Annotated in this window: 16 protein-coding genes, 1 rRNA gene and 4 pseudogenes; 5 read left to right on the top strand and 16 right to left on the bottom strand. The window is 39.5% G+C overall.

Annotated elements, in window-relative coordinates; genetic code table 11:
- Window positions 1-203: 203 nt before the first annotated feature.
- Window positions 204-1,771: ribosomal RNA gene (locus OZX76_RS00220) — 16S ribosomal RNA — on the bottom strand.
- A gap of 470 nt (window positions 1,772-2,241) precedes the next feature.
- Complete coding sequence (locus OZX76_RS00215) at window positions 2,242-2,655, bottom strand: peptide deformylase (protein WP_277179924.1); 414 nt, start codon at window positions 2,653-2,655, stop codon at window positions 2,242-2,244.
- Window positions 2,656-2,919: 264 nt separating this feature from the next.
- On the opposite strand from OZX76_RS00215, the gene OZX76_RS00210 reads away from it, so the two are divergent.
- Window positions 2,920-3,933 (top strand): serine hydrolase domain-containing protein, encoded by a 1,014-nt coding sequence (locus OZX76_RS00210; RefSeq protein WP_348635196.1) that lies wholly within the window; start codon window positions 2,920-2,922, stop codon window positions 3,931-3,933.
- A gap of 49 nt (window positions 3,934-3,982) precedes the next feature.
- On the opposite strand, the gene OZX76_RS00205 is transcribed toward OZX76_RS00210, so the two are convergent.
- The 3 genes and pseudogenes from OZX76_RS00205 to OZX76_RS00195 all read right to left on the bottom strand — a co-directional run bounded on the left by OZX76_RS00205 (window position 3,983) and on the right by OZX76_RS00195 (window position 8,854).
- Window positions 3,983-6,823 carry a DEAD/DEAH box helicase gene (locus tag OZX76_RS00205; RefSeq protein ID WP_277179920.1) on the bottom strand — a complete coding sequence of 947 codons (2,841 nt, stop codon included), beginning with the start codon at window positions 6,821-6,823 and terminating at the stop codon, window positions 3,983-3,985.
- Window positions 6,824-7,143: 320 nt separating this feature from the next.
- Window positions 7,144-7,971, bottom strand: coding sequence for an exodeoxyribonuclease III (locus OZX76_RS00200; RefSeq protein ID WP_277179918.1), 828 nt, complete (start codon window positions 7,969-7,971; stop codon window positions 7,144-7,146).
- 41 nt (window positions 7,972-8,012) lie between these two features.
- Window positions 8,013-8,854 (bottom strand): annotated as a pseudogene (locus OZX76_RS00195) (fructosamine kinase family protein).
- 140 nt (window positions 8,855-8,994) lie between these two features.
- Between OZX76_RS00195 and OZX76_RS00190 the strand changes: the two are divergent.
- Complete coding sequence (locus OZX76_RS00190) at window positions 8,995-10,005, top strand: D-2-hydroxyacid dehydrogenase (protein WP_277179917.1); 1,011 nt, start codon at window positions 8,995-8,997, stop codon at window positions 10,003-10,005.
- 121 nt (window positions 10,006-10,126) lie between these two features.
- On the opposite strand, the gene OZX76_RS00185 is transcribed toward OZX76_RS00190, so the two are convergent.
- From OZX76_RS00185 to OZX76_RS00175, 3 genes are read right to left on the bottom strand one after another with little or no spacing between them, the layout of a single operon-like run.
- Window positions 10,127-10,891, bottom strand: a complete 765-nt coding sequence (locus OZX76_RS00185) for a pyrroline-5-carboxylate reductase (protein WP_277179915.1) — start codon at window positions 10,889-10,891, stop codon at window positions 10,127-10,129.
- Window positions 10,892-10,916: 25 nt separating this feature from the next.
- The gene (locus OZX76_RS00180; protein WP_277179913.1) at window positions 10,917-11,777 is read right to left on the bottom strand and encodes an aldo/keto reductase; all 861 of its coding nucleotides are present in this window, start codon (window positions 11,775-11,777) and stop codon (window positions 10,917-10,919) included.
- A 53-nt stretch (window positions 11,778-11,830) separates the two neighbouring features.
- A complete protein-coding gene (locus OZX76_RS00175) occupies window positions 11,831-12,535 on the bottom strand; it encodes a YjjG family noncanonical pyrimidine nucleotidase (protein WP_277179911.1) in 705 nt (234 codons plus the stop codon).
- Between the two features lie 184 nt (window positions 12,536-12,719).
- Here OZX76_RS00175 and OZX76_RS00170 point away from each other — a divergent pair, with 184 nt between their 5' ends.
- Window positions 12,720-12,899, top strand: a complete 180-nt coding sequence (locus OZX76_RS00170; RefSeq protein WP_277179909.1) for a hypothetical protein — start codon at window positions 12,720-12,722, stop codon at window positions 12,897-12,899.
- Window positions 12,900-12,929: 30 nt separating this feature from the next.
- On the opposite strand, the gene OZX76_RS00165 is transcribed toward OZX76_RS00170, so the two are convergent.
- The 8 genes and pseudogenes from OZX76_RS00165 to OZX76_RS00130 form a co-directional block, all read right to left on the bottom strand.
- Complete coding sequence (locus OZX76_RS00165) at window positions 12,930-14,789, bottom strand: cation:proton antiporter family protein (RefSeq protein WP_277179907.1); 1,860 nt, start codon at window positions 14,787-14,789, stop codon at window positions 12,930-12,932.
- Between the two features lie 132 nt (window positions 14,790-14,921).
- Window positions 14,922-15,773, bottom strand: coding sequence for an aldo/keto reductase (locus OZX76_RS00160; protein WP_277179905.1), 852 nt, complete (start codon window positions 15,771-15,773; stop codon window positions 14,922-14,924).
- 14 nt (window positions 15,774-15,787) lie between these two features.
- On the bottom strand, window positions 15,788-16,654 hold the full coding sequence (locus tag OZX76_RS00155; RefSeq protein ID WP_348635195.1) for an NAD(P)-dependent oxidoreductase: 867 nt from the start codon (window positions 16,652-16,654) through the stop codon (window positions 15,788-15,790).
- 142 nt (window positions 16,655-16,796) lie between these two features.
- Window positions 16,797-18,149, bottom strand: a complete 1,353-nt coding sequence (locus OZX76_RS00150) for a hypothetical protein (protein ID WP_277179901.1) — start codon at window positions 18,147-18,149, stop codon at window positions 16,797-16,799.
- 18 nt (window positions 18,150-18,167) lie between these two features.
- Window positions 18,168-18,428, bottom strand: coding sequence for a SemiSWEET family transporter (locus tag OZX76_RS00145; RefSeq protein ID WP_277132419.1), 261 nt, complete (start codon window positions 18,426-18,428; stop codon window positions 18,168-18,170).
- A 307-nt stretch (window positions 18,429-18,735) separates the two neighbouring features.
- Window positions 18,736-19,178: pseudogene (locus OZX76_RS00140) on the bottom strand (SDR family NAD(P)-dependent oxidoreductase).
- A 24-nt stretch (window positions 19,179-19,202) separates the two neighbouring features.
- A pseudogene (locus OZX76_RS00135) lies at window positions 19,203-19,625 on the bottom strand (cupin domain-containing protein).
- Window positions 19,614-19,910, bottom strand: a pseudogene (locus OZX76_RS00130) (carboxymuconolactone decarboxylase family protein); the annotation flags it as partial. The pseudogenes OZX76_RS00135 and OZX76_RS00130, both read right to left, overlap by 12 nt.
- 147 nt (window positions 19,911-20,057) lie before the next feature.
- On the opposite strand from OZX76_RS00130, the gene OZX76_RS00125 reads away from it, so the two are divergent.
- Complete coding sequence (locus tag OZX76_RS00125) at window positions 20,058-20,180, top strand: MerR family transcriptional regulator (RefSeq protein WP_277179899.1); 123 nt, start codon at window positions 20,058-20,060, stop codon at window positions 20,178-20,180.
- Window positions 20,141-20,398: a hypothetical protein gene (locus tag OZX76_RS00120; RefSeq protein ID WP_277179897.1), complete on the top strand. Its 258-nt coding sequence runs from the start codon at window positions 20,141-20,143 to the stop codon at window positions 20,396-20,398. Before OZX76_RS00125 ends, OZX76_RS00120 begins: the two co-directional genes overlap by 40 nt.
- The last annotated feature ends 343 nt before the right edge of the window (window positions 20,399-20,741 follow it).

The raw sequence follows: 20,741 nt of genomic DNA, 5'->3' as shown, positions 1-20,741 counted from the left end.
CTACTCTCTCGGTCGCTCTTGCAATCTGTTTCTTATCTCTTTGATTGTCTCTCGGTTTTTTCTTGGATTATATTCAGTTTTCAATGTACTAACTCTTTTGAGGTACTACCCTCAAAACTAAACAATGTTCTCGCTCCGTGTGCTTCCGTTGCTCCTAGGCTTCCTTTAGTATTCCTACTCTCCACCTATTCGCTCTTCCTTAGAAAGGAGGTGATCCAGCCGCAGGTTCTCCTACGGCTACCTTGTTACGACTTCACCCTAATCATCTGTCCTACCTTAGACGGCTGACTCCCCGAAGGGTTATCCTACCGGCTTTGGGTATTACAGACTCTCATGGTGTGACGGGCGGTGTGTACAAGGCCCGGGAACGTATTCACCGCGGCGTTCTGATCCGCGATTACTAGCGATTCCAGCTTCATGCACTCGAGTTGCAGAGTGCAATCCGAACTGAGATTAGCTTTAAGAGATTCGCTTGCCTTCACAGGTTCGCTCCTCGTTGTACTAACCATTGTAGCACGTGTGTAGCCCAGGTCATAAGGGGCATGATGACTTGACGTCGTCCCCACCTTCCTCCGGTTTGTCACCGGCAGTCTCATTAGAGTGCCCAACTTAATGCTGGCAACTAATAATAAGGGTTGCGCTCGTTGCGGGACTTAACCCAACATCTCACGACACGAGCTGACGACAGCCATGCACCACCTGTCTTAGTGTCTCCGAAGAGAACTTCATATCTCTATGAATTGCACTAGATGTCAAGACCTGGTAAGGTTCTTCGCGTTGCTTCGAATTAAACCACATGCTCCACCGCTTGTGCGGGCCCCCGTCAATTCCTTTGAGTTTTAACCTTGCGGTCGTACTCCCCAGGCGGAGTGCTTAATGCGTTAGCTGCAGCACTGAGAGGCGGAAACCTCCCAACACTTAGCACTCATCGTTTACGGCATGGACTACCAGGGTATCTAATCCTGTTCGCTACCCATGCTTTCGAACCTCAGCGTCAGTTACAGACCAGAGAGCCGCCTTCGCCACTGGTGTTCTTCCATATATCTACGCATTCCACCGCTACACATGGAGTTCCACTCTCCTCTTCTGCACTCAAGAAAGGCAGTTTCAGATGCAATTCCCCGGTTGAGCCGAGGGCTTTCACATCTGACTTGTCTTCCCGCCTGCGTTCGCTTTACGCCCAATAAATCCGGACAACGCTTGCCACCTACGTATTACCGCGGCTGCTGGCACGTAGTTAGCCGTGACTTTCTGGTTGATTACCGTCAAATAATTAGCAGTTACTCTAACTATCCTTCTTCACCAACAACAGAGCTTTACGATCCGAAAACCTTCTTCACTCACGCGGCGTTGCTCCATCAGACTTGCGTCCATTGTGGAAGATTCCCTACTGCTGCCTCCCGTAGGAGTTTGGGCCGTGTCTCAGTCCCAATGTGGCCGTTCAGTCTCTCAACTCGGCTATGCATCATCGCCTTGGTAAGCCGTTACCTTACCAACTAGCTAATGCACCGCGGGTCCATCCTCTAGTGACAGCTCAAAAGCCGCCTTTCATAGCTAGATCATGTGATCTTACTTCTTATTCGGTATTAGCATCTGTTTCCAAATGGTATCCCAATCTAGAGGGCAGGTTACCCACGTGTTACTCACCCATCCGCCGCTCGCGCTTTTAACATCCTACCCGAAAGTATTCAATTAAAATTGCTCGCTCGACTTGCATGTATTAGGCACGCCGCCAGCGTTCGTCCTGAGCCAGGATCAAACTCTCATTTTTAATGTTTGTTTGAATGTTTGCTCATTCGTTCCAAGATTTGCATCTCGGATTTATTTGCTTGCGAAATTGACTTCGCTTTTTTGTTTTGGGTTCTTACACCCGCACACTTTGCGAAAACATTGTTCAGTTTTCAAGGTACTACCCGCTGCTGTAAATAGCTTTACAACCGCGCTTGTTTAATTTTAGCAGATGTTCTTTCTTTTGTCAAGAACTTTTTTCTGCCCCACCACTGAAGAAGTTTTGCTTTCCCTCAGCAGCGTTTATTATCTTACTAAACCTAGCTCTTCTTGTCAAGACTTTGGTTTAGTTTTATTTCGCCGCCCGCTCTGACAAACTTTGACTTGTCTTGCCCGACGACAGTTATTAATATTACCAACTTGTTCCTGCTTTTGCAAGCTTTTTTGCCTACTTTTTTTAAAAATAATAACAAAGCCTGATATATCAATGATTTTTAGTGAAAAAACTTTTCATTAAATCAGGATCCCAGCACAATGATCCACCTCATGTTGAATCGTTTCTGCAATAAAACCTGAAAAACTTTGTTTCTGGAACTTAAAGTTTAAGTTCTGATATTCAACAATAATCGTCTGGTAGCGGACAGTTTTTCTTAAGCCACATAAGGAAAGGCATCCCTCTTGGACCGAATATCGCCCACTTTTAGCAATTATCCGCGGATTAATCAATACAATCGGTAAATCTCCCATATAAAAAGCAATGATCTTTTTATTAATGCCAATCATATTAGCTGCAAGTCCTGCGGCTGACTCCCGCTTAGCAATTAGTGTATCGCGCAGGTCAATTGCAACTTGGTAATCTTCTTTTATAGCATGTTCCGCTTTTTGCTTTAAAAACAGGGTATCGTGAATAATCGTTTTAACTGCCATTTTATTTTCCTTCCATATATTTAAAATTAATTTACTTGTGACTTCTATTAGTAATTAATATTGTCAAACAATTTTAATCAATTTGCATACGTTTATTAATATAATCGTCTTATAATACAGTTATATCTTCGAGAGGAGCAAATTTAAATCTTGAAACATAAAATCATTACATTAGCGGCAGCTCTAACCTTAGGCATTACCGCCCCACTAACAGCAAGTGCTAGCCAAACTGATGCAGCAACTACTACCAGTAATCAAAATGACATGTACACTTTTGTCAGAAACACATTACGTCAGCATAACATGCGCGGCAGCGTTGCCGTGATTAAAAACGGACAGGCGCAACCAATTAGTTATGGCTATGCCTGGTACGGCAAGCGCATCGGCAACGGCGACAATAGCGTTGTTTATCCAACTGCATCCTTGCAAAAGGTAATTACCGGCGCAATGATCATTCAATTAATCAACGAAAATTTGCATACCAAAAATGCTTTTTCGCAATACACCAAAATTTCTCGCTGGTACCCTAATCTAAAAAATGCCGACCAAATTTCTATTGGTAACCTTCTGACTCATACTTCCGGAATTACAGCCAGCAACACCGAAGTAGACCGCGGCTATAATTATTCCGAAAATAATGCTGTTAATTGGGTCGTTAACAATATTAATAATTCAACCTCGGCTCCAGTTGGAACCTACAAGTACAACAATAGCAACTATATCCTGCTGGTTGGTATTATCCGCCAGTTAACTGGTCAGTCTTACGAAACAAATTTCAAAAATCGGATTGTTAACAAGCTTGGTCTTAAAAGCACCTACCTGTACCAAGATATTCCAAATGGCATGACAGATCCAATTTCATATTATTCCAATGGCAGTAAAAACTACCAAAAATCTACTTATGTTAAACGGTCGCTTGCTTCCCAGATTCCTGGTGCTGGCAATTTGTTCTCAACGCCAGAAGAATATTATAAGATTCAAGTCGGCTTAACTGATGGCTCAATTCTTAGTAAAGACGACTTCAACTACCTAACTCACCTAAAGAGTAAATTGGGTACCTATTCTGGCGGCATGTACCTCAAAAATAATGACGCGCTGAAGCTAGCCTATGGCAGTCTTAGTGGCAACCACTTTGGTACCTGGGTACAACTAACAACTGATAATCAAAATGGAATTGTCATGTTTCTTAACCAAACTGATAACAGTGAAAATGACGAAAAAGATGTTGGTTACGCCATCTTACAACATCTCAAACCAAATACATTTGTTTCAAGATAGTTAAAGATAGTTAAACAAACTAAAAAAGCTCCCATTAATGGGAGCTTTTTTATTCCGCAAATAACAACTCGTACATTCTGGTTTCTAGCGGGTGCTTCAACAGCAAATTCATCCCCACTGCCACCTTCTTTTTTGGTCCCAGTAATTCTTCTTTCACCGTTTCTTTTTGAATATCAGCCTCACCTAAGTAAAAAAACTGCTTACCAATTGCATCACTTTTCTTAACAAATAGATGCAGCTTCATCTGTGGTGAATTAAGCAAACGCTGAACTTCATCCGAGTCAAGGTGCCGCGGCGAGCGCGTATACCAGCGCAAACTTCGCCCATCTTCTAATGTATTATGATAGACCGCGTTGCGCTTTTCAGCCGAATCTTTTTGGTAAGTAATAAAAATCGGTGTTTCCCGTTCATCAACGCGATAACCATACATTGGTGCCGACACATCTTTGGGCCAGTTAAGCAAGCGGCAGACATCCTTGCGATCATACTGCTGGTAAAGTGTGAATTGCGTTTGATTATCGTATTCTTGGTTAAGCAACAAGCCTGTCTTAACCACATCAACAAACAATTTTTTGAACGTCATATTCACCTTTAATGCCTGCTGCAATTGTGAGACCAAGCAATAAGCCAACAAATTTGGCCGCATAATTAGCGCTTGGTCACCATATTGCGCCTTTTTGGTTGTTTTTCCCTGCTTAATATCAAAAAAGGACAGCGACAAAATCGCTTCAACTGAAGTTAGAACCTCCGCATCAACATAGGCATGATCGCGCCGTAACGCCTGCTCGTATTCTTCCTGGCTAACCTGCCCTTTTGCAAGCAATTGCTGCAATAAGCGCAGTTCATGTGGCCGCTTGCCGTTTAACAATTCTTTAGTCACAAACGATAATACGGCATTTTCATACTTATTAAGTTCGACTGTCTCGCCCATTTTACTTAAAAACTGCCCATAGTGCTGCAAACTATGATTATTGGCAAACACCTCGGGCGAAGTCGAGCCATATTGATAAAAGTCAAACAGTAGTGGCGGCCGACCGATTTTTTCTTGTAACTCTTGATATGACTGCCGCAATTCCTTTAGGCCATCAAGTTTAACTTGGTCAAGTGACATTAAAATTTTTTCCGAAGCAATTCGACTAAAGTTAATCGTTGATACATCAATTAGCCCAGGCAATGTACTTTCTTCACGTGCCTTATCTTGACTGCGACTGGAATCCTGATTAAGCGCAATCGGAATCAAATAATTATTTTTATAATTTCCAATAAAATCAATCACCGTCACATAATCTTTCCCAGGGAACTTGCGTAGTCCTCGTCCTAGCTGCTGGATAAAGACAATACTTGACTGCGTATTCCGCAGCATCACAATCTGATTGAGCGACGGAATATCGATGCCTTCGTTAAATAGGTCAACAGTTACAATATATTCAATTTGCCCCGTTTCAAGCTGCTTAACTACTTGTGCACGCCTAGTTTCACTATCTTCATTAGTTAAGGCAATCGCTGCATGTCCCTTAACAGTAAACAGTTGCGCCAATTCTCGCGCCTCTTCCTGCCGACTGCAAAAAACTAAGCCTCGTGCCTGATTGCCGCAATAGCCATAATAATCAATTTGCTTTAACACATAATCAACACGTTTCGGTGCCACCAAATGACGCAGATTTGTCGTTTCATCAATGCTTTCACCGTCAACTTCATAATCCTCAACCCCAACGTAATGAAAAGGTGCCAGCATTTTTTCTTCCAATGCATCCCGAAGACGAATTTCATAGGCTAAATTATAGTCAAACAGTTGATAGACATCCTGATCGTCCATTCTTTCCGGTGTTGCCGTCATCCCTAGCCAAAATCTTGGCGTGAAATGGTCAAATACACGCTGATAACTAGGTGCAGCAGCCCGGTGGGCTTCATCAATTAAAATATAATCAAACTCATCTTGCTCTAAACTTGCCAGCATCTCCGGCTGACTCAGAGTTTGGACAGTCGCAAACAGATACTGGCAATCAAGCTGATGCTTATGCCCAGTCAATAAGCCATAATTACTACGTTCACCGCCGATTACTTGGTAAAAACTTTTCAGGGCTTTTTTAGCAATTTGCTCGCGGTGCACAACATACAAAAACTTTTGCGGTGCAAAATCCTTCACGGCAAAAGCACCAAGATAAGTCTTCCCGGTTCCCGTTGCAGAAACAACTAAGCCGCGCTTTTGTCCAGTATCAACTAAGGCCTTTAACTCTTTCAACGCTGCCGTTTGCATTTGATTAGGTGTAATTAAAGCGGCCTGCTTTACTCGCGGCAATGACTTACTTTCTGGTTTAACCCAATTAGCTTCGTATGCTTGCAACCATTTTGCCGTTAACGGCACACTAGTTTCTCGCAATTGCTGCAGTTGGGATGCTAGCTGCACCGCCAACGCCGCATTTTCACGTGAACTAACTTTTAGCGCCCATTCGTAATTGCTAAGTAAAGCTGCCCTAGTAAAATTAGCGCTGCCGATTACTATCGTCTGCCAGTTGTCATGATCAAACAAGTAACCCTTGGCGTGAAAGCCATTATTTGCAGTAATCTTGACTGTTAAATTAGGAATTTTCATTAATTCATGGAACACTTGCGGATTATTAAAAGCTAGATAATCGCCGGTGATGATTGTTCCTTTAACGCCTTTAACTGCTAAGTCAGCCATCACAACCTTAAAGGGCACTAACATGTCCTGCGTAATAAAAGCAACAGCCCAAGTAAAATTACGACACGTTAATAATTCCTGACGTAATGTCAGCCAAATTTTATCATTTTTCGTATTTTGTAGTAGTTTTGGGCTAAGTAGTTCATGACCCGGATAAGTTGTGTCATATAAGCCATTCAAAATTGCATCTTGCAGTGGTTCGTTCATTCATATCGCCTCAAGTTAATTTTACACAAAAAAAGCTGAAACCTACCTTTTAAATTTGACGTAATTTGGCAACAAAAAAACATCCAGCCGACAAAAGCTGGATGTTTTCAGTAACTTAGATTAACGGAAAACGTTAAAGAAGTCACTTACATTACCTAAAATACCGGATGCCATACCCAATGCATTTTGTACAATGTTAATCCATGACATGTTAAATTCCCCCTTAAAACTTAAAATTGACTTTAACAAGTCTACATAAGTATATGCTTTTTGACTTGTATATTCAAAAATTACGCAAAAATTTAATTAGTAAGAAAGATTTATAATTTAATTTCTAACAAAATTGGACAGTGGTCAGCCCGCGCACCCGTATCGAGCATTTCTGAACGCTCTACCTTGTCAGCGATGCGATTACTTGTAATCCAATAATCAATCCGCCAACCAGAGTTATTCGCCTTGGCTGTTCGAACACGTTGAGCCCACCATGAATAGACGCCTTCGATATTGCCGTTAACTTTTCTAAAGGTATCGGTAAAACCAGCATCAAGTAACTTAGTAAAATCAACTCGTTCTTCATCAGTAAAACCAGCAGAATGATGGTTATTGTCGGGATGCTTCAAGTCAATCTCCGTATGGGCAACATTGTAGTCACCACTTGCCAAAACTGGCTTTTCCTGATCCAACTTTTGCAAATAAGCAACGTACTTTTCATCCCAAAGTTGTCGCTCATCAAGCCGCTTCAAGCCACTACCAGAATTAGGCGTATAAACTTGCGTCACAAAAAATTCAGGAAACTCCAGTGTAATAATTCTGCCTTCCCGATCCATCGGTTCTGGTGCACCGATTTCTGGATAAGTTGCCTTTGGGGTTAACTCCTTTTTGTATAAATACATTGTGCCGGCATAACCCTTGCGTGCGGGTTCTTCAGATGACCGCCACACATAATCGTATTCAGGAAACTGCGTTGCCAATACTTCTTGATGCTTCTTAGTAGGACCAGTTGCACGCAATTTGGTCTCTTGAATTGCAATCACATCTGGACTTTGGTCATGAATTTTGGTCAAAACTTTCCGCGTTTCTTCAGCTCGTGCGGAAGTCCCCGTTAAAGCTGCATTCAGTGAGTCAATATTCCACGAAATTAAGATCATTTTATTCTCCTTTTTATCTATCCCTTTCATTATAATATTTTTTAAAAATGACTCAAAATATCATCAACCGCGTTGCCGTAACTTTCGCCAAACAGGCAAAGATGCATACATAAATAATAGAAGCGATACCAATTTAGCCGCTGGGCAAGCTGGGCATCAAACGGGTATTCCTCATAATATGCACGATAAAACTGATTGCTAAAACCACCAAACACAGTCGTCATCGCTAGGTCAAACTCGCGATCGCCGTATATCGCATCAGGATCAATCAAGTATGGCGCCCCATGCGCAAACAAGACATTGCCAAACCACAAATCACCGTGACACAAACTTGGCGTCACTTCGTGCTTACTATAATAATCAGAGAATTGCGCCACCATCCGCTGATAGTGCTCTTCTCTTGCATCATTCCAGTAACCAAACTTGCGCGCACTTGCCACTTCCGGTTCCAGCCGCTGCTTAATATAAAAATTCGCCCAGCTTTGGTTCCACTGATTATTTTTAATCATTACTTGATTCTGCGACTGATCGCCAAAACCAAATTTATCATTATGAAGATGATGCAATTTTGCCACCTGCCTACCTAATCGGCTTGGCTACCGACATCTGTATCAAGCCAATTCAAAATTAAATACGCATCATCATCAATTTGCCCATGAAAAAGCGGCTCTAGCGTATTAACACCCGCTCTTGCTATTTCTTTTAGTCCCCGCATTTCATGATCAAAATAAGTTGCTGCACTATGAGACTGAACCTTCATGAAATAAGTCTTTTCAGGCGTCTTAATTTGATATGCTTTATTCGTATCCACTCCGTGAATAGTTTTACATGCTTGGATATTTTTGACAGGTAATTGACTAAGCCATTGCTTCGTTATGCTCATTTTATTTGCTCCATTTCGTTGCTATTTCAACGTTTATTAATAAAATTAATTTTTTCACAAGTTTATTATGCCATTGTCTAAATACAAGTGTATAATAGCACAAGAGACAATAATATTAATTTTATGGAGGTTGAAATTTTATGACTAAAATTTTTGCTTATGCTATTCGTAAAGATGAAGAACCATACGTTACTGAGTGGAAAAACGCACACAAGGACATTGATGTTGATTACACTGATCAATTATTGACTCCTGAAACTGCCAAATTAGCTAAGGGTGCTGATGGGGTTGTTACTTACCAGCAATTAGACTACAAGGCAGATACAATTGAAGCCCTAGATAAATTGGGCATTCACAACTGGTCGCTACGGAACGTCGGGATTGACAACATTGACTTACCAAAGGCCAAATCATTAGGCTTTAAGTTAACTAATGTTCCTGTATACTCACCAAACGCAATTGCAGAGCACGCTGTTGTTCAAGCTGCACGTCTTTTACGTCAAGACAAGCGCATGGATGAAAAGATTGCCCGTCATGACTTCCGTTGGGCACCAACAATTGGTCGTGAAGTTCGTGATCAAACTGTCGGTGTCATTGGTACTGGTCACATTGGTCAAGTATTTATGAAGCTGATGGAAGCCTTTGGTGCTAAAGTTATCGCATACGACATCTATAGAAATCCTGAACTTGAAAAGCAAGGTTACTACGTTGATACACTTGACGAAATCTATGCTCAATCTGACGTTATTTCATTGCACGTTCCTGACACTCCAGAAAACGTTCACATGATTAATGATGAATCAATCAAAAAGATGAAAGACGGCGTTGTTATCGTTAACGTATCACGTGGTCCATTAGTCGACACCGATGCTGTTATCCGCGGCTTAGACTCAGGTAAAATCTTTGGCTTCGTAATGGATACTTACGAAAGCGAAGTTGGTATTTTCAATAACGACTTCAGCAACAAGGAATTACCTGATAAGCGCTTGGCTGACTTAATTGCACGGCCAAATGTTTTGGTAACACCACATACCGCTTTCTACACCACTCACGCTGTTCGCAACATGGTTGTTAAAGCATTTGATAATAACTTAAAATTGATTAAGGGTGAAACTCCTGATACTCCTGTTGATTTAGACAAAGAATTCTAATTATTTATTCCTTTCTTACATGTAACTAAAAATAGTCATTGAGCAGAATTTGCCAGTGGCTATTTTATTTATCCTAACAAAAAGGCGAAGCGTTCCATATGAAACATTTCGCCTTTTTTAATTAATTAGCTGATGCATTAATTGCTTGAATTAATGCATTTCTAAAGCCAGCCTCTTCTAATTTGACAACACCTTTGATAGTAGTACCACCAGGAGTTGTTACCTCATCTTTTAATTCCTCAGGTAATTTTTCAGTAGTCAACGCCAACTTAGCCGTACCCAAAATCATCTTTTCAATCATTGGGTAGGCTTCTGCACGCTTAACACCATTTTGAACAGCGGCATCACTCAACGCCTCAATCATTAAGTCAACGTAGGCAGGCGCACAGCCAGAAACCGTCCCGTAGATTCCCAAAAGATTCTCTGGAACAACATATACGTCCCCAAGTTTACCTAAAAGTTCCTTAACTACATTAATAACAGTTTGCTTTTCATTAGGAATAAAACTTATAGCAGTTATTCCTTCCCCAATTTGCACAGGAGTGTTCGGGACAATTTTAGCAAATGCCGTATCGTCAGTTGCTTCCCGATTAACTTTTACTAAATCGCCGCCACCAGTTGATAGTATAATGCCGTGATAAACTTGACCTAATTTTTGTAAAATTGTGTTAATCACGGGTCCGCCAACTGCAACAACTACCGCAGTGCAGCCATTAAAATCAGCATAGTCATCAACTAGTTGTAAGCTGTGCTCAGCTGCAAGCTTTTGTGCGGATTGATGACCACCGTTAAAGACATAAAGATCTTTTTCCGAAATACCAGCTTGTAATAAGCCTAAAATCATTGATGAACCAATTTTGCCAGCACCAATAAAGCCAATCTTCATTTATTATTACTCTTTTCTTATACAATTAAAAATCTGTCTTATCTGGATCCTGTGCAACTTTAGCAGCACCATGTAATCCGTCTAATTTCAACATGTCCTGTTCACTAATTGAAAAGTCAAAAATTTCTGTATTAGCTTCAATATACTTAGGGTGAACCGACTTCGGCAACGGCAAAAAGTTGTGCTGAATTGACCAACGCAATAATAATTGAGCTGCACTCTTGTTATAGTGACCAGCAATTTCAGAAACTGTTTCATTTGCAAGCAAGCCGCCTGTACCCAACGGACTATAGGCTTCGTTTAAGATTCCTAATTCATCATCGTAGTCCGTTACTTCTTTTTGCATATCGCTCGGATTCAAATAAATTTGATTAACAGCTGGACGAATGTCTGCGGTCTTGAGTAATTCATCAAGATGGTTTCTTCTAAAATTAGAAACGCCAATTGCTCGTATTTTACCAGCTTTCAGAGCTTCCTCCATTGCTCGCCAGCTCTCAGCATTTAACTCAGCCCAGTGATCACGAATTGCAACAGGATCAGGCCAGTGAATTAAGTACAAATCAAGATAGTCCAACCCTAGTTTTTCCAAGCTAGTATCAATTGCCATCGCAGTTTGCTGATAACCATGATCGGTATTCCATAATTTAGTTGCAACAAACAAATCATAACGGTTGATGCCACTCTTTTTTATCCCATTGCCAACACTTTGCTCGTTGCCATAAGCGGCTGCAGTATCAATCAAACGATAACCAGCATTAATTGCCGTCATCACAGCATTCTGTGCAACTTCACCATCAGGGGTCTGCCAGGTACCGAAGCCAACAGCAGGTATTTTCACACCATTATTTAATTCATAAGTATCAGTTAGAGAATTAATATTATTCATAAGTCCGACCTCTCTTTCATCTTTATTATACATAAGCCCAAGCTATTAGCTTGTTAAAAATGTATTAAGTTATTTTGCAGCAAAGTATCAAAATCCTGATAAGTATCAACTTCAAAAATTGGGTGTAAATTAAGCGTATTTTCGCGGTGACGATGGTTATACCAAATGCTTGCAAAGCCATATTTTTCAGCACCTAGAATGTCAGATTGCAGACCATCACCAAAGAAAACTGTTTTGCTAGGAGCAATCTTTGTCCGCGCAAAAAAGTAATCAAAAATTCGCTTATCTGGTTTAGAAATTTTGGATTCTTGTGAAGTAACAATCAAGTCAAAATAATCTTTAATTCCAGCAAGTTCTAAACGGTGATTTTGCATTAGTCGTTCGCCATTACTCAAAACAGTTAACTGATAACCAAGTTTATGAGCCAGCTTCAACGTGTGCTCAACTCCCGGCAAAAGTTGGTGTGCCTCACCAAAATATGAGCGATACTCGTCCATGATTTTTAAGCCATCAACTTTTAAGCCCAAATTTGCTTTTAAAAAATAACTAAACGTAATTTTACTCAATTCCTCGTAGGTAATCTCGCCTAATTCAAGCTGACGCCACAATCCCTGATTATATTTATGATAAGCCTGCTGCAACTTTGACGTTAATTGCCAATGATGCGCAGCAAAAAGATGATGTAGTGCAAAATTTTCGGTAGCAGCTGAATCAATCAAAGTATCATCAACGTCAAAAATTATTTGTTGATATTTCAAAAGCTGTCATCCTTTCACATTATTTCCCGGGTAATAATTGCTTACCCAAAAATGGTTGAAATAGTATTATAACAATTTCCCGCTCAAAAGTAGAAGATTAACTATTTTTAAAGTTGTTCTTTTTTATGCATTCTTTTATTCAAACCAGTTATAATAGTTCTTAATTTAATTGGAGGAATTGATTATGCTGACACTTTTACTGATTTTTTTAATAACTTGGTTGTTACTTAAGCTCGGTGTTGGAGTATTTAAAATTTTCTTTTTCCTGCTAGCTTGTGGAATTATCATCGCCTTTTTCATTCACTTGGTGCTGCCATTAATTATCTTGGCTGCAATCATTTGCCTTGCCTTTGCAATCATATAAAAATAGCAGCCCAATTATGAGCTGCTATTTTTATCCTAGCTGGTTATCAAGTAGTAATCGCAGGCGCGAAACCACCTCACGTGGTCCCGCCATGATCAAGTGGTCACCAAGTTGCAAACGCAAATCATCTCGTGGATCAACAAACTTGCCATTACGAACAATTTTACTAATTACAACCTCATCAGTTTCGGGTAAATCTGGTATCAAGCTGCCATCAAAACGGGCATTAGTCATCGTTACTTCAAACAAACTTGACGTCGTTGAAGTAATAAAGCGTAAAACCTCTGGCGACTCGATTGCTGTTCGAAAAACGCCAACTCCTGTATCAAAAGTATTGAAATACTCAATTTTCAAATTGGTTAATTCTTTTTTCATGACATCAATTTCGTTAGGATCGGGGTCATCAAGTCTAACTAAAACTCGTTCAACACCATACTTTTTAGCGGCTACGGCCAGGCTATAATTAATCTTTGAATGTAAGTCCGTAATTACCAAAATATCAGTATCAAAAATGCCTTGTTTAATTAAGGCTGATGGTTCCATTGTATCTAGCAGCGTTACTGGTGCCGAGTTTTTATAAGTTTCATAGCTTTCTGAATGTCGCGTATACAAGCGCGTATCATACCAATCGTGTGGTAATTGATGACACGTGGCAACAGAAGTCACTGTAGTACCAATAATATGAACAATTGTCTTTGGTAATTGCTCGTCTTTTGGCTGGTATAACTTCTTAAAAAGCATTGGGCCAATTAAACAGGTTAGCACTGCAGCTAAAGTCAGGGCACCACCTTGCTGATTATTCAACGCATGAATATTTTGTGCAACTGCCACACCAGAAATAACCAGTGTCATTGTTGTTTCAACTAAAAAGGTCCCAGCTAGTGCATTACGCTGAGAAAATAACTTCTTAAAGCTGTAATATGCCGGCATTTTAGCCACTAAGAATGCGACTAATAACAGTGGAATCAACGTTAAAGTCGCTTTGGAGCCAAGTAACGCGATTAAGTTCAATTTCACACCCGTCAAAATAAAGAAAAATGGAATTAAAAAGCCATAACCAATTGCATTTAATTTTTCTTCAGTTGCTTCCTCAGGCTCTAATAACTTAATTACAATTCCTGCAAGAAACGCCCCCAAAATGTTTTCAGCACCTACCGATGTTGCCAAAACAACCAAGATTACAATTACCAAAAAAGCAAAACGCATATCAAGTTGCGTAGTCGATTTAGTCAATTTGCCAAACACATTAAAAAAATTACGAAACCGAGCTAACAAATATGCCGCAGCCAAAAACACCAATGAGAGTAGCCATAATGTACCGCCATTGCCGCTTTTAATTGAGGAATAGATCGTTAATCCAAGCAGCGGAATGATTTCTCCTAGTACGCCAAACAGCAACAAAGTTTGACCGTATGATTGTCCAAGTAAGTTGTTTTCCTTCAAAATACTAATCATCACGCCAAGCGAAACCGTTGCAAACAATATCACTGACAAAAATACATCTGAAAATAGACCGCAAACTTTAAACAAAACTCCCAAAATAATAGATGAAACAATTGTTAACGAATAGGCAATAATTGCACTTTTTAGAGGTGACTCCTTGGTCTTGTTTCGTGCTTTTTTAGCAGCTAAGACCGTCGTTGGTTTGCTCTTTTTAAATAATGAAAAATCAATCTCCATCCCACTTAAAAACAGCAACATGATTGTGCCTAGTGTGCTCAAAGTATTCAAAACAGAATTAATATGAATAATATTAAAACAGCTTCTACCTAAAATTACACCCACAATAATTTCCGCAACGGTTGTGGGTATCAGTGACACCTTGAACCGAGCTAATAGTGTCGGTGTCAAAAAAGCAGCCACAGATACAATAACAAGCGATAAATCCATTAATTTACTCCCCTAATAAAATTTATTTAACTTATATATTTTACCAAAATAAATACTGAATAACTTACAAAATAATATCTATTTATGAAAAGATGCATAAAAAAAAGAACTCAAATCGAGTTCTTTAGTACATTAATCCAAATCAAGTGGAATTTTATGTGTTGGTCGTGGATACTGCTCATCAATTGCTGCAAAATCATCAGCTGTCAATTTCAAATTTCCAGCAGCAATGTTATCTTTCATATGCTCTGCATTAGCCGTTTGCGGAATTGCAATCGTTATCCCATCGCGAATTGTCCAGCTAAGTAACACTTGGTAGACTGACGCATTGTGCTTTTGAGCGATTTGCTTAATTACCGGATTATCTAACATATCGGCATGCAAGTTGTTGTGTAATCCACCAACAGGACTATAAGCTAGCAGTGGGATATTGCGTTCTTTTTGCCATGGAATCAAATCAAAATCTAGGCCGCGTGCATTCAGATTATAGAGATCTTCATTAGCAGCTAAATACTTGCCAGTAGGAAGTGCCTCAACTTCTTCTAAGTCTGCCACGTCAAAGTTGGAAACACCCCATGACTTAATCTTGCCCTTTTCACGCATTCGGTCAAGCTCGGCAATGGACTCCTCTAGCGGCACCTGATCACGCCAATGAAGCAGATACATATCCAAGTAATCGGTCTGCAACCGCTCTAAACTTGCATCTAAGTGCTTTCCCAAGTCCTGCTTAGTCGCATTTTCAGGCCAAACTTTTGAAACAACGAACAATTCTTCACGATTATATGGCTTAATTGCCTTACCCACAAGGGTTTCAGATGCACCCTTGCCATAAATTTCCGCGGTATCAATTAACTTGGCACCTGCTTCAATTCCGGCGCGAATTGCGGCAAGTTCTGCAGCTTCCTTAGCTTGATCACTGCCCATATGCCACGTGCCAATTCCAATTGCTGGCACCATTCGCTTATTAATTTCTACTTGCTTCATTCAATTCTCCTAGTCTATTTCCACCACAACTTAATCAAGCCTTGCGTGCCCAAGTCACCCAAGTCTTTTTCATCAACTAAAATCTCGTACAAGTCTTTTGCTTTCTGCGTTGCTGGCAGTTCAATATCCATTTCTTTAGCGGTTTCAAGAGCAATTCGTAAGTCTTTCAAAAAGTGCTTACTGAAAAATCCTGGAGTATAGTCGCCCTTCAAAACACGCGGGCCATAGTTGCTAAGACTCCAATTAGCAGCACTGCCGCCGCCAACCGTCTTAACCACTGCCGGTAGATCTAATCCTGCTTTTTGCGCATAAACTAGCATTTCGGTCATTCCCGTCATCGTGCCAGCAATCATAATCTGGTTGGCCATCTTCGTGTTTTGACCGGCACCTGCTGGACCAAAATATTGTGCCATACTGCTAATTGCCTTAAAAACTGGCTCCAAAGTTGTAAAGGCGGCTTTATCACCACCAACCATCACAGTCAAAGTACCATTTTTAGCGCCTAAATCACCACCAGATACAGGTGCATCCAGCACTTGAGCGCCTGCCTCAGTACCTGCTTGATAAATTTTTTGCGCCAATTTAGGTTTGGATGTTGTCATATCAACTAAAATCTTACCTTTAACGCTGGCAGCCATAATACCATTTTTAGCAAAATAAACTTGCTCAACATCACGCGGGAAACCAACCATCGTGAAAATCACATCGGCTCCCTCTGTAACAGTCTGCGGATTGTCACACCAAGTTGCACCCTTGGCAACCAAATTATCAGTTTTAGATTTAGTGCGATTATAAACCAGCAGCTCATAGCCAGCTTTAAGTAGATTTAGACAAATAGCATTACCCATGACACCCGTTCCGATAAAACCAATTTTCATGATAGATCCCTCCTTAAAAATATCAAAAAACAACTAATCGTATCACTTAAATTATAACCCTTTTATAACAGATAAATTTTACAGGATTTTATACTGTAAACAAAAATACTAGGATTTAGCCTAGTACTTTAAAAATTAATTTAACTTATCCTTCTACATTAGTTTCTACTTCTTGCAATGCTTCTAAGCTATCTGCAATTTCACGCCAATTATCTTGATATGGACCATAAGCTGTATGAATCAAAGAGCCAACAGGCAATGAAGGACATTCATTTTCTGCATTAGTTCCCCAATTTTGCCAACCTGACTGTGGTCGCTGCACAATTTGAAAGGCATTTGAAGCAGCAGATGTTTGCCAGATCATAGCTTGTCCGGTTTCAGTATTTATTTCTGCACTTTTACTTGCAGGACCAGCAAAAACTGTTTGATCCGTTACTTGACTAACATTGACCGGATCCTGACTGAATAACCACGGACGATTATTCAATTCTGCAAGAACAAATGCTTGATCCCGAACATCTTGCAGTTCTACTTGTTCCTCTTCACTTGACAAAGCATTTTCCCAAACTGAAAAAAGTCGCCAATACAAGTCCCAGTGAGCATTTGCCATATTTCCAGTTAGTGCCTTCTTAAAATTAGCAAAGCGGGCATTACGTTCTTTACCATCATGAACTAATTCTTGAACTTTTTCTGCTAACTTACCAGAGTATGGGTCGCCAGCACGATACCAAACCCCATCATATGTAGCAAATCGATCAAACACTAATTGACCAATGCCACTCTCAAATTCATCACCAACAGTAATTTTATCAACGATTGATCGCCTATTAACTGTAGTTTCAAAATGATTAACATTATAAACCCGTGAAAAGAATGGTACATTATAATAAAATGACCAATCTAGATGAAATCTTTTACCGTGAAGTTCCGGTTTGGTACCATCCGGAATCCGACCTGCTAACCGATATTTTTTCATGATCGGACCATCTTCTAGCGGAGTAATATCAACAATCAAATGCTCTGCTGGATTAATTAATCCATTATCTGGCGTAAAAAATGGACCGTAAAAGCCACCAATTGCATTATTGCCTGATGGTACTAAATCACGGTTTTCCTCAACAGACCAAAAATGACGTAACCCCCACTTAGATGAGCCTTCACCTTCAGCCGTACCTCGACACAATTCAAAATCAAATTTACCAGTATTCAAATGAACATAACAGTCTTTTTCTTTAGCTGTTGCTATTTTTTGAATACCAGTGATTTCACTAGCCGATATTTCTTTCTGCAACGTTAAAGTTTCAGTAGCCTTTTTAAACTCAACGATCGTCACAAAATTGGCTGCACGATCGTTATGCAATCTTTGACAAACCACTTGCTGACCATCATCAGTCACAGCAGACCATAAATCTCCAATTACATTATTTGATAATGTAAACTTCACTGGCACTGGAATTTTAATTTTATCTTCTGGACTAACTAAAGTAATCTTAACCATACTAACTTCTCCTAAATTTTATAAGGCTGTGAAAAATGTAATCAAGCCAAATACAACTCCAGCAGCATTACAAGCTGCTAATGGAATATCACGATCTTTTTTAAACAAAGCATAGATAACCCATAAAAAAGTATTTATTGCCGTTGCTAAAGGTTGAATTGGACTACCCTTTACTCCATGAAGATTATTCATAATCTGTGGTATATATGATACGTACATAATAATTGCAGTAATAGATGCTACCCAACCTAAAATATTCATTATTTTTTCTAATTTCATATGTTCACCTCGTAGACCATTGTCTCACATATAAAAAGCGCTTTCAAGCGTAAACTAATATTGTCAGCGTCAAATCATATCATTAATTATTACCATAAATTAAAAGAGCCACCATATTCAAAACAAAATATGATAGCTCAAATAGCTTGTGTTAATCATTTAGAAGGAAGCATTAAAGTAATTTTTTATTATATTTGTAAATTGCAATTTTAAGTTGAATACCTGATTAATTTCATAGATGCAATCTAATCTACGCTCAAATAATTCACGTTTCACATGAAACATGATTAAAATTAACCTGCTTTTATTACCAAGGCTGCTTGGTTGATCCAATTGTCAGCTCACTAATATTAGTATCTCTTGGTTGATCAATTGCAAAAGCAACAGCATTAGCAATTCTTTTAGAACTAATTTGATAATTATTATAAGTTTTATGCAGCGCATTCGCTGCCTGCTTATCAGAAACTATATTCAATAATTCCGTTTGAATGGCAGCCGGATAAATCGTCATTGTCCGAATGTTATTCCCATCAGTCGCTGATTCCATACGCAGTACTTCCATTAAATCGCTAATTGCATGCTTGGCTGCCCACAATTTTGGGTAAATTCAGTTGCCAGCACCCACAATTTATCTTCACGTCTAGCTGCTAAAACAACCTTAGTGCCCTTTTCTACTAATAATTTTGCGGTTGCTGTGCCAATACCAGATGATACACTTGTAATAATAATTACTTTATCTTTAATTGCCATTTGATCTTTTCCTTTTTCGTTTGCTTATGGCAACTGCTCATATTCCGCCGGTTGCACCGGCTCCTGCCACTCTATCCTACCCGTTGTAATGGCTAAATGACTAAACCAGCTGTCTTTAGCAGCACCATGCCAATGCTTGACACCATCATGAACTACAATAACTGATCCCGGAGTTAATTCTTGTGGGTTCTTTCACCATTCCTGGTACCAGCCTCGACCGCCAGTTACCAACAAAATTTGGCTGCCGTCATGATGAATGTGCCAATGGTTATAGCATCCTGGCTCAAAGGTCACGTTATTAACCGGAACACTACTACCATTTTTCTCTGGCTTAACCAGTGAATTATTGTAGCTTTGACCGACAAAATATTGATCGTATGCAGTATTTTTAGGTCCGGTAGCAAAAACTCCTGACTGCTACGTCGTTCTCTTATCTTCCTGCCAAATTTCTTTAGCACGGTTAAAGATTGACCACGCCTTGGGCCAACCAACATAAAAAGCCAAATGAGTAATTTCTTCTTTAGTAATGCCGTTGGTTTTGCCAATATTTAAATGAGCGATAATCTGTTCAGTATTGTCCATTGCCATCAAGGCAGCGATAGTAATCAGTGAGCGATCATGAGCTGACAATTCATTTTCTTTTGCCCAAACCTGACCAAATAGAACATCATCGTTTAAAGCAGCGAATTGTGGCGCGAAATTGCCTAAATTTTTTCTGCCAGCGGTTTGTTTTTTGCCATTTTAACTTCCTTCTTTCTTGTTTAGCGGTAGTCTATTCCTTAAAGTTAACTTTAAGTCAAGATAAAAGGAAAACAAACAGATGAAAGACAAATATAGTATTCAGCAATTCAGCACTAAGTTTAACTTGCACCATCAACTTTGCGGTATTATGATGAAGATAGTCTAATTAAGCCTCATCGTTTGGCCAACAAGCAGCGGTATTATGATGAAGATGATGTCAATTGGATGAGATTTTTAATGCATCTAAAAATACGGGGATGAGCATTGCTGATTTGAAAAAATATGTAGCTTGGCGTGCTCAAGGCAACGCAACCATTCCCCAACGCTTGCAATTATTCAAAAAAACACAGCAAAAATTTTTAAAACTAATTGCTGAGCAGGAATATCATTTACAAATCTTAAACGATAAAATTGATTGGTATGAAGGCAAAGAAAATGGAAAGATTGCCGACTTCGAGAGTTTTAACCATTATCTATAACGAATTAACCACAAAAAATAGCGGACATAACGTCAATGTCATTAAGTTAAGTAAATTTATTAAATTAAAGACCAACAATTCCTAACCAATTTGTTGGTCTTTTGTCTTTCCGCTTATTTTTGACTACACCAAATAAGCCACACTTTCTCTTCTGTTCTTTATTTAAGCAGCAGCAGCTCAACACTAATATTTTTATTTCTAATAAACGCCCGACAAATGGCAAAAGCTCTCGTAAAATTTAGCTGATAACCCCAAACTCGTTTCTTAGTTTTAGGTCTTACTTGCAGAGCGATTTTCATACTAAAGTTATACGTAATTAAGCGAATATAAATTTCTTGTAAAA

It is taken from the genome of Lactobacillus sp. ESL0677 (assembly GCF_029392875.1).
Taxonomy (GTDB): domain Bacteria; phylum Bacillota; class Bacilli; order Lactobacillales; family Lactobacillaceae; genus Lactobacillus.
This window is presented reverse-complemented; position numbering and strand designations above follow the sequence as displayed.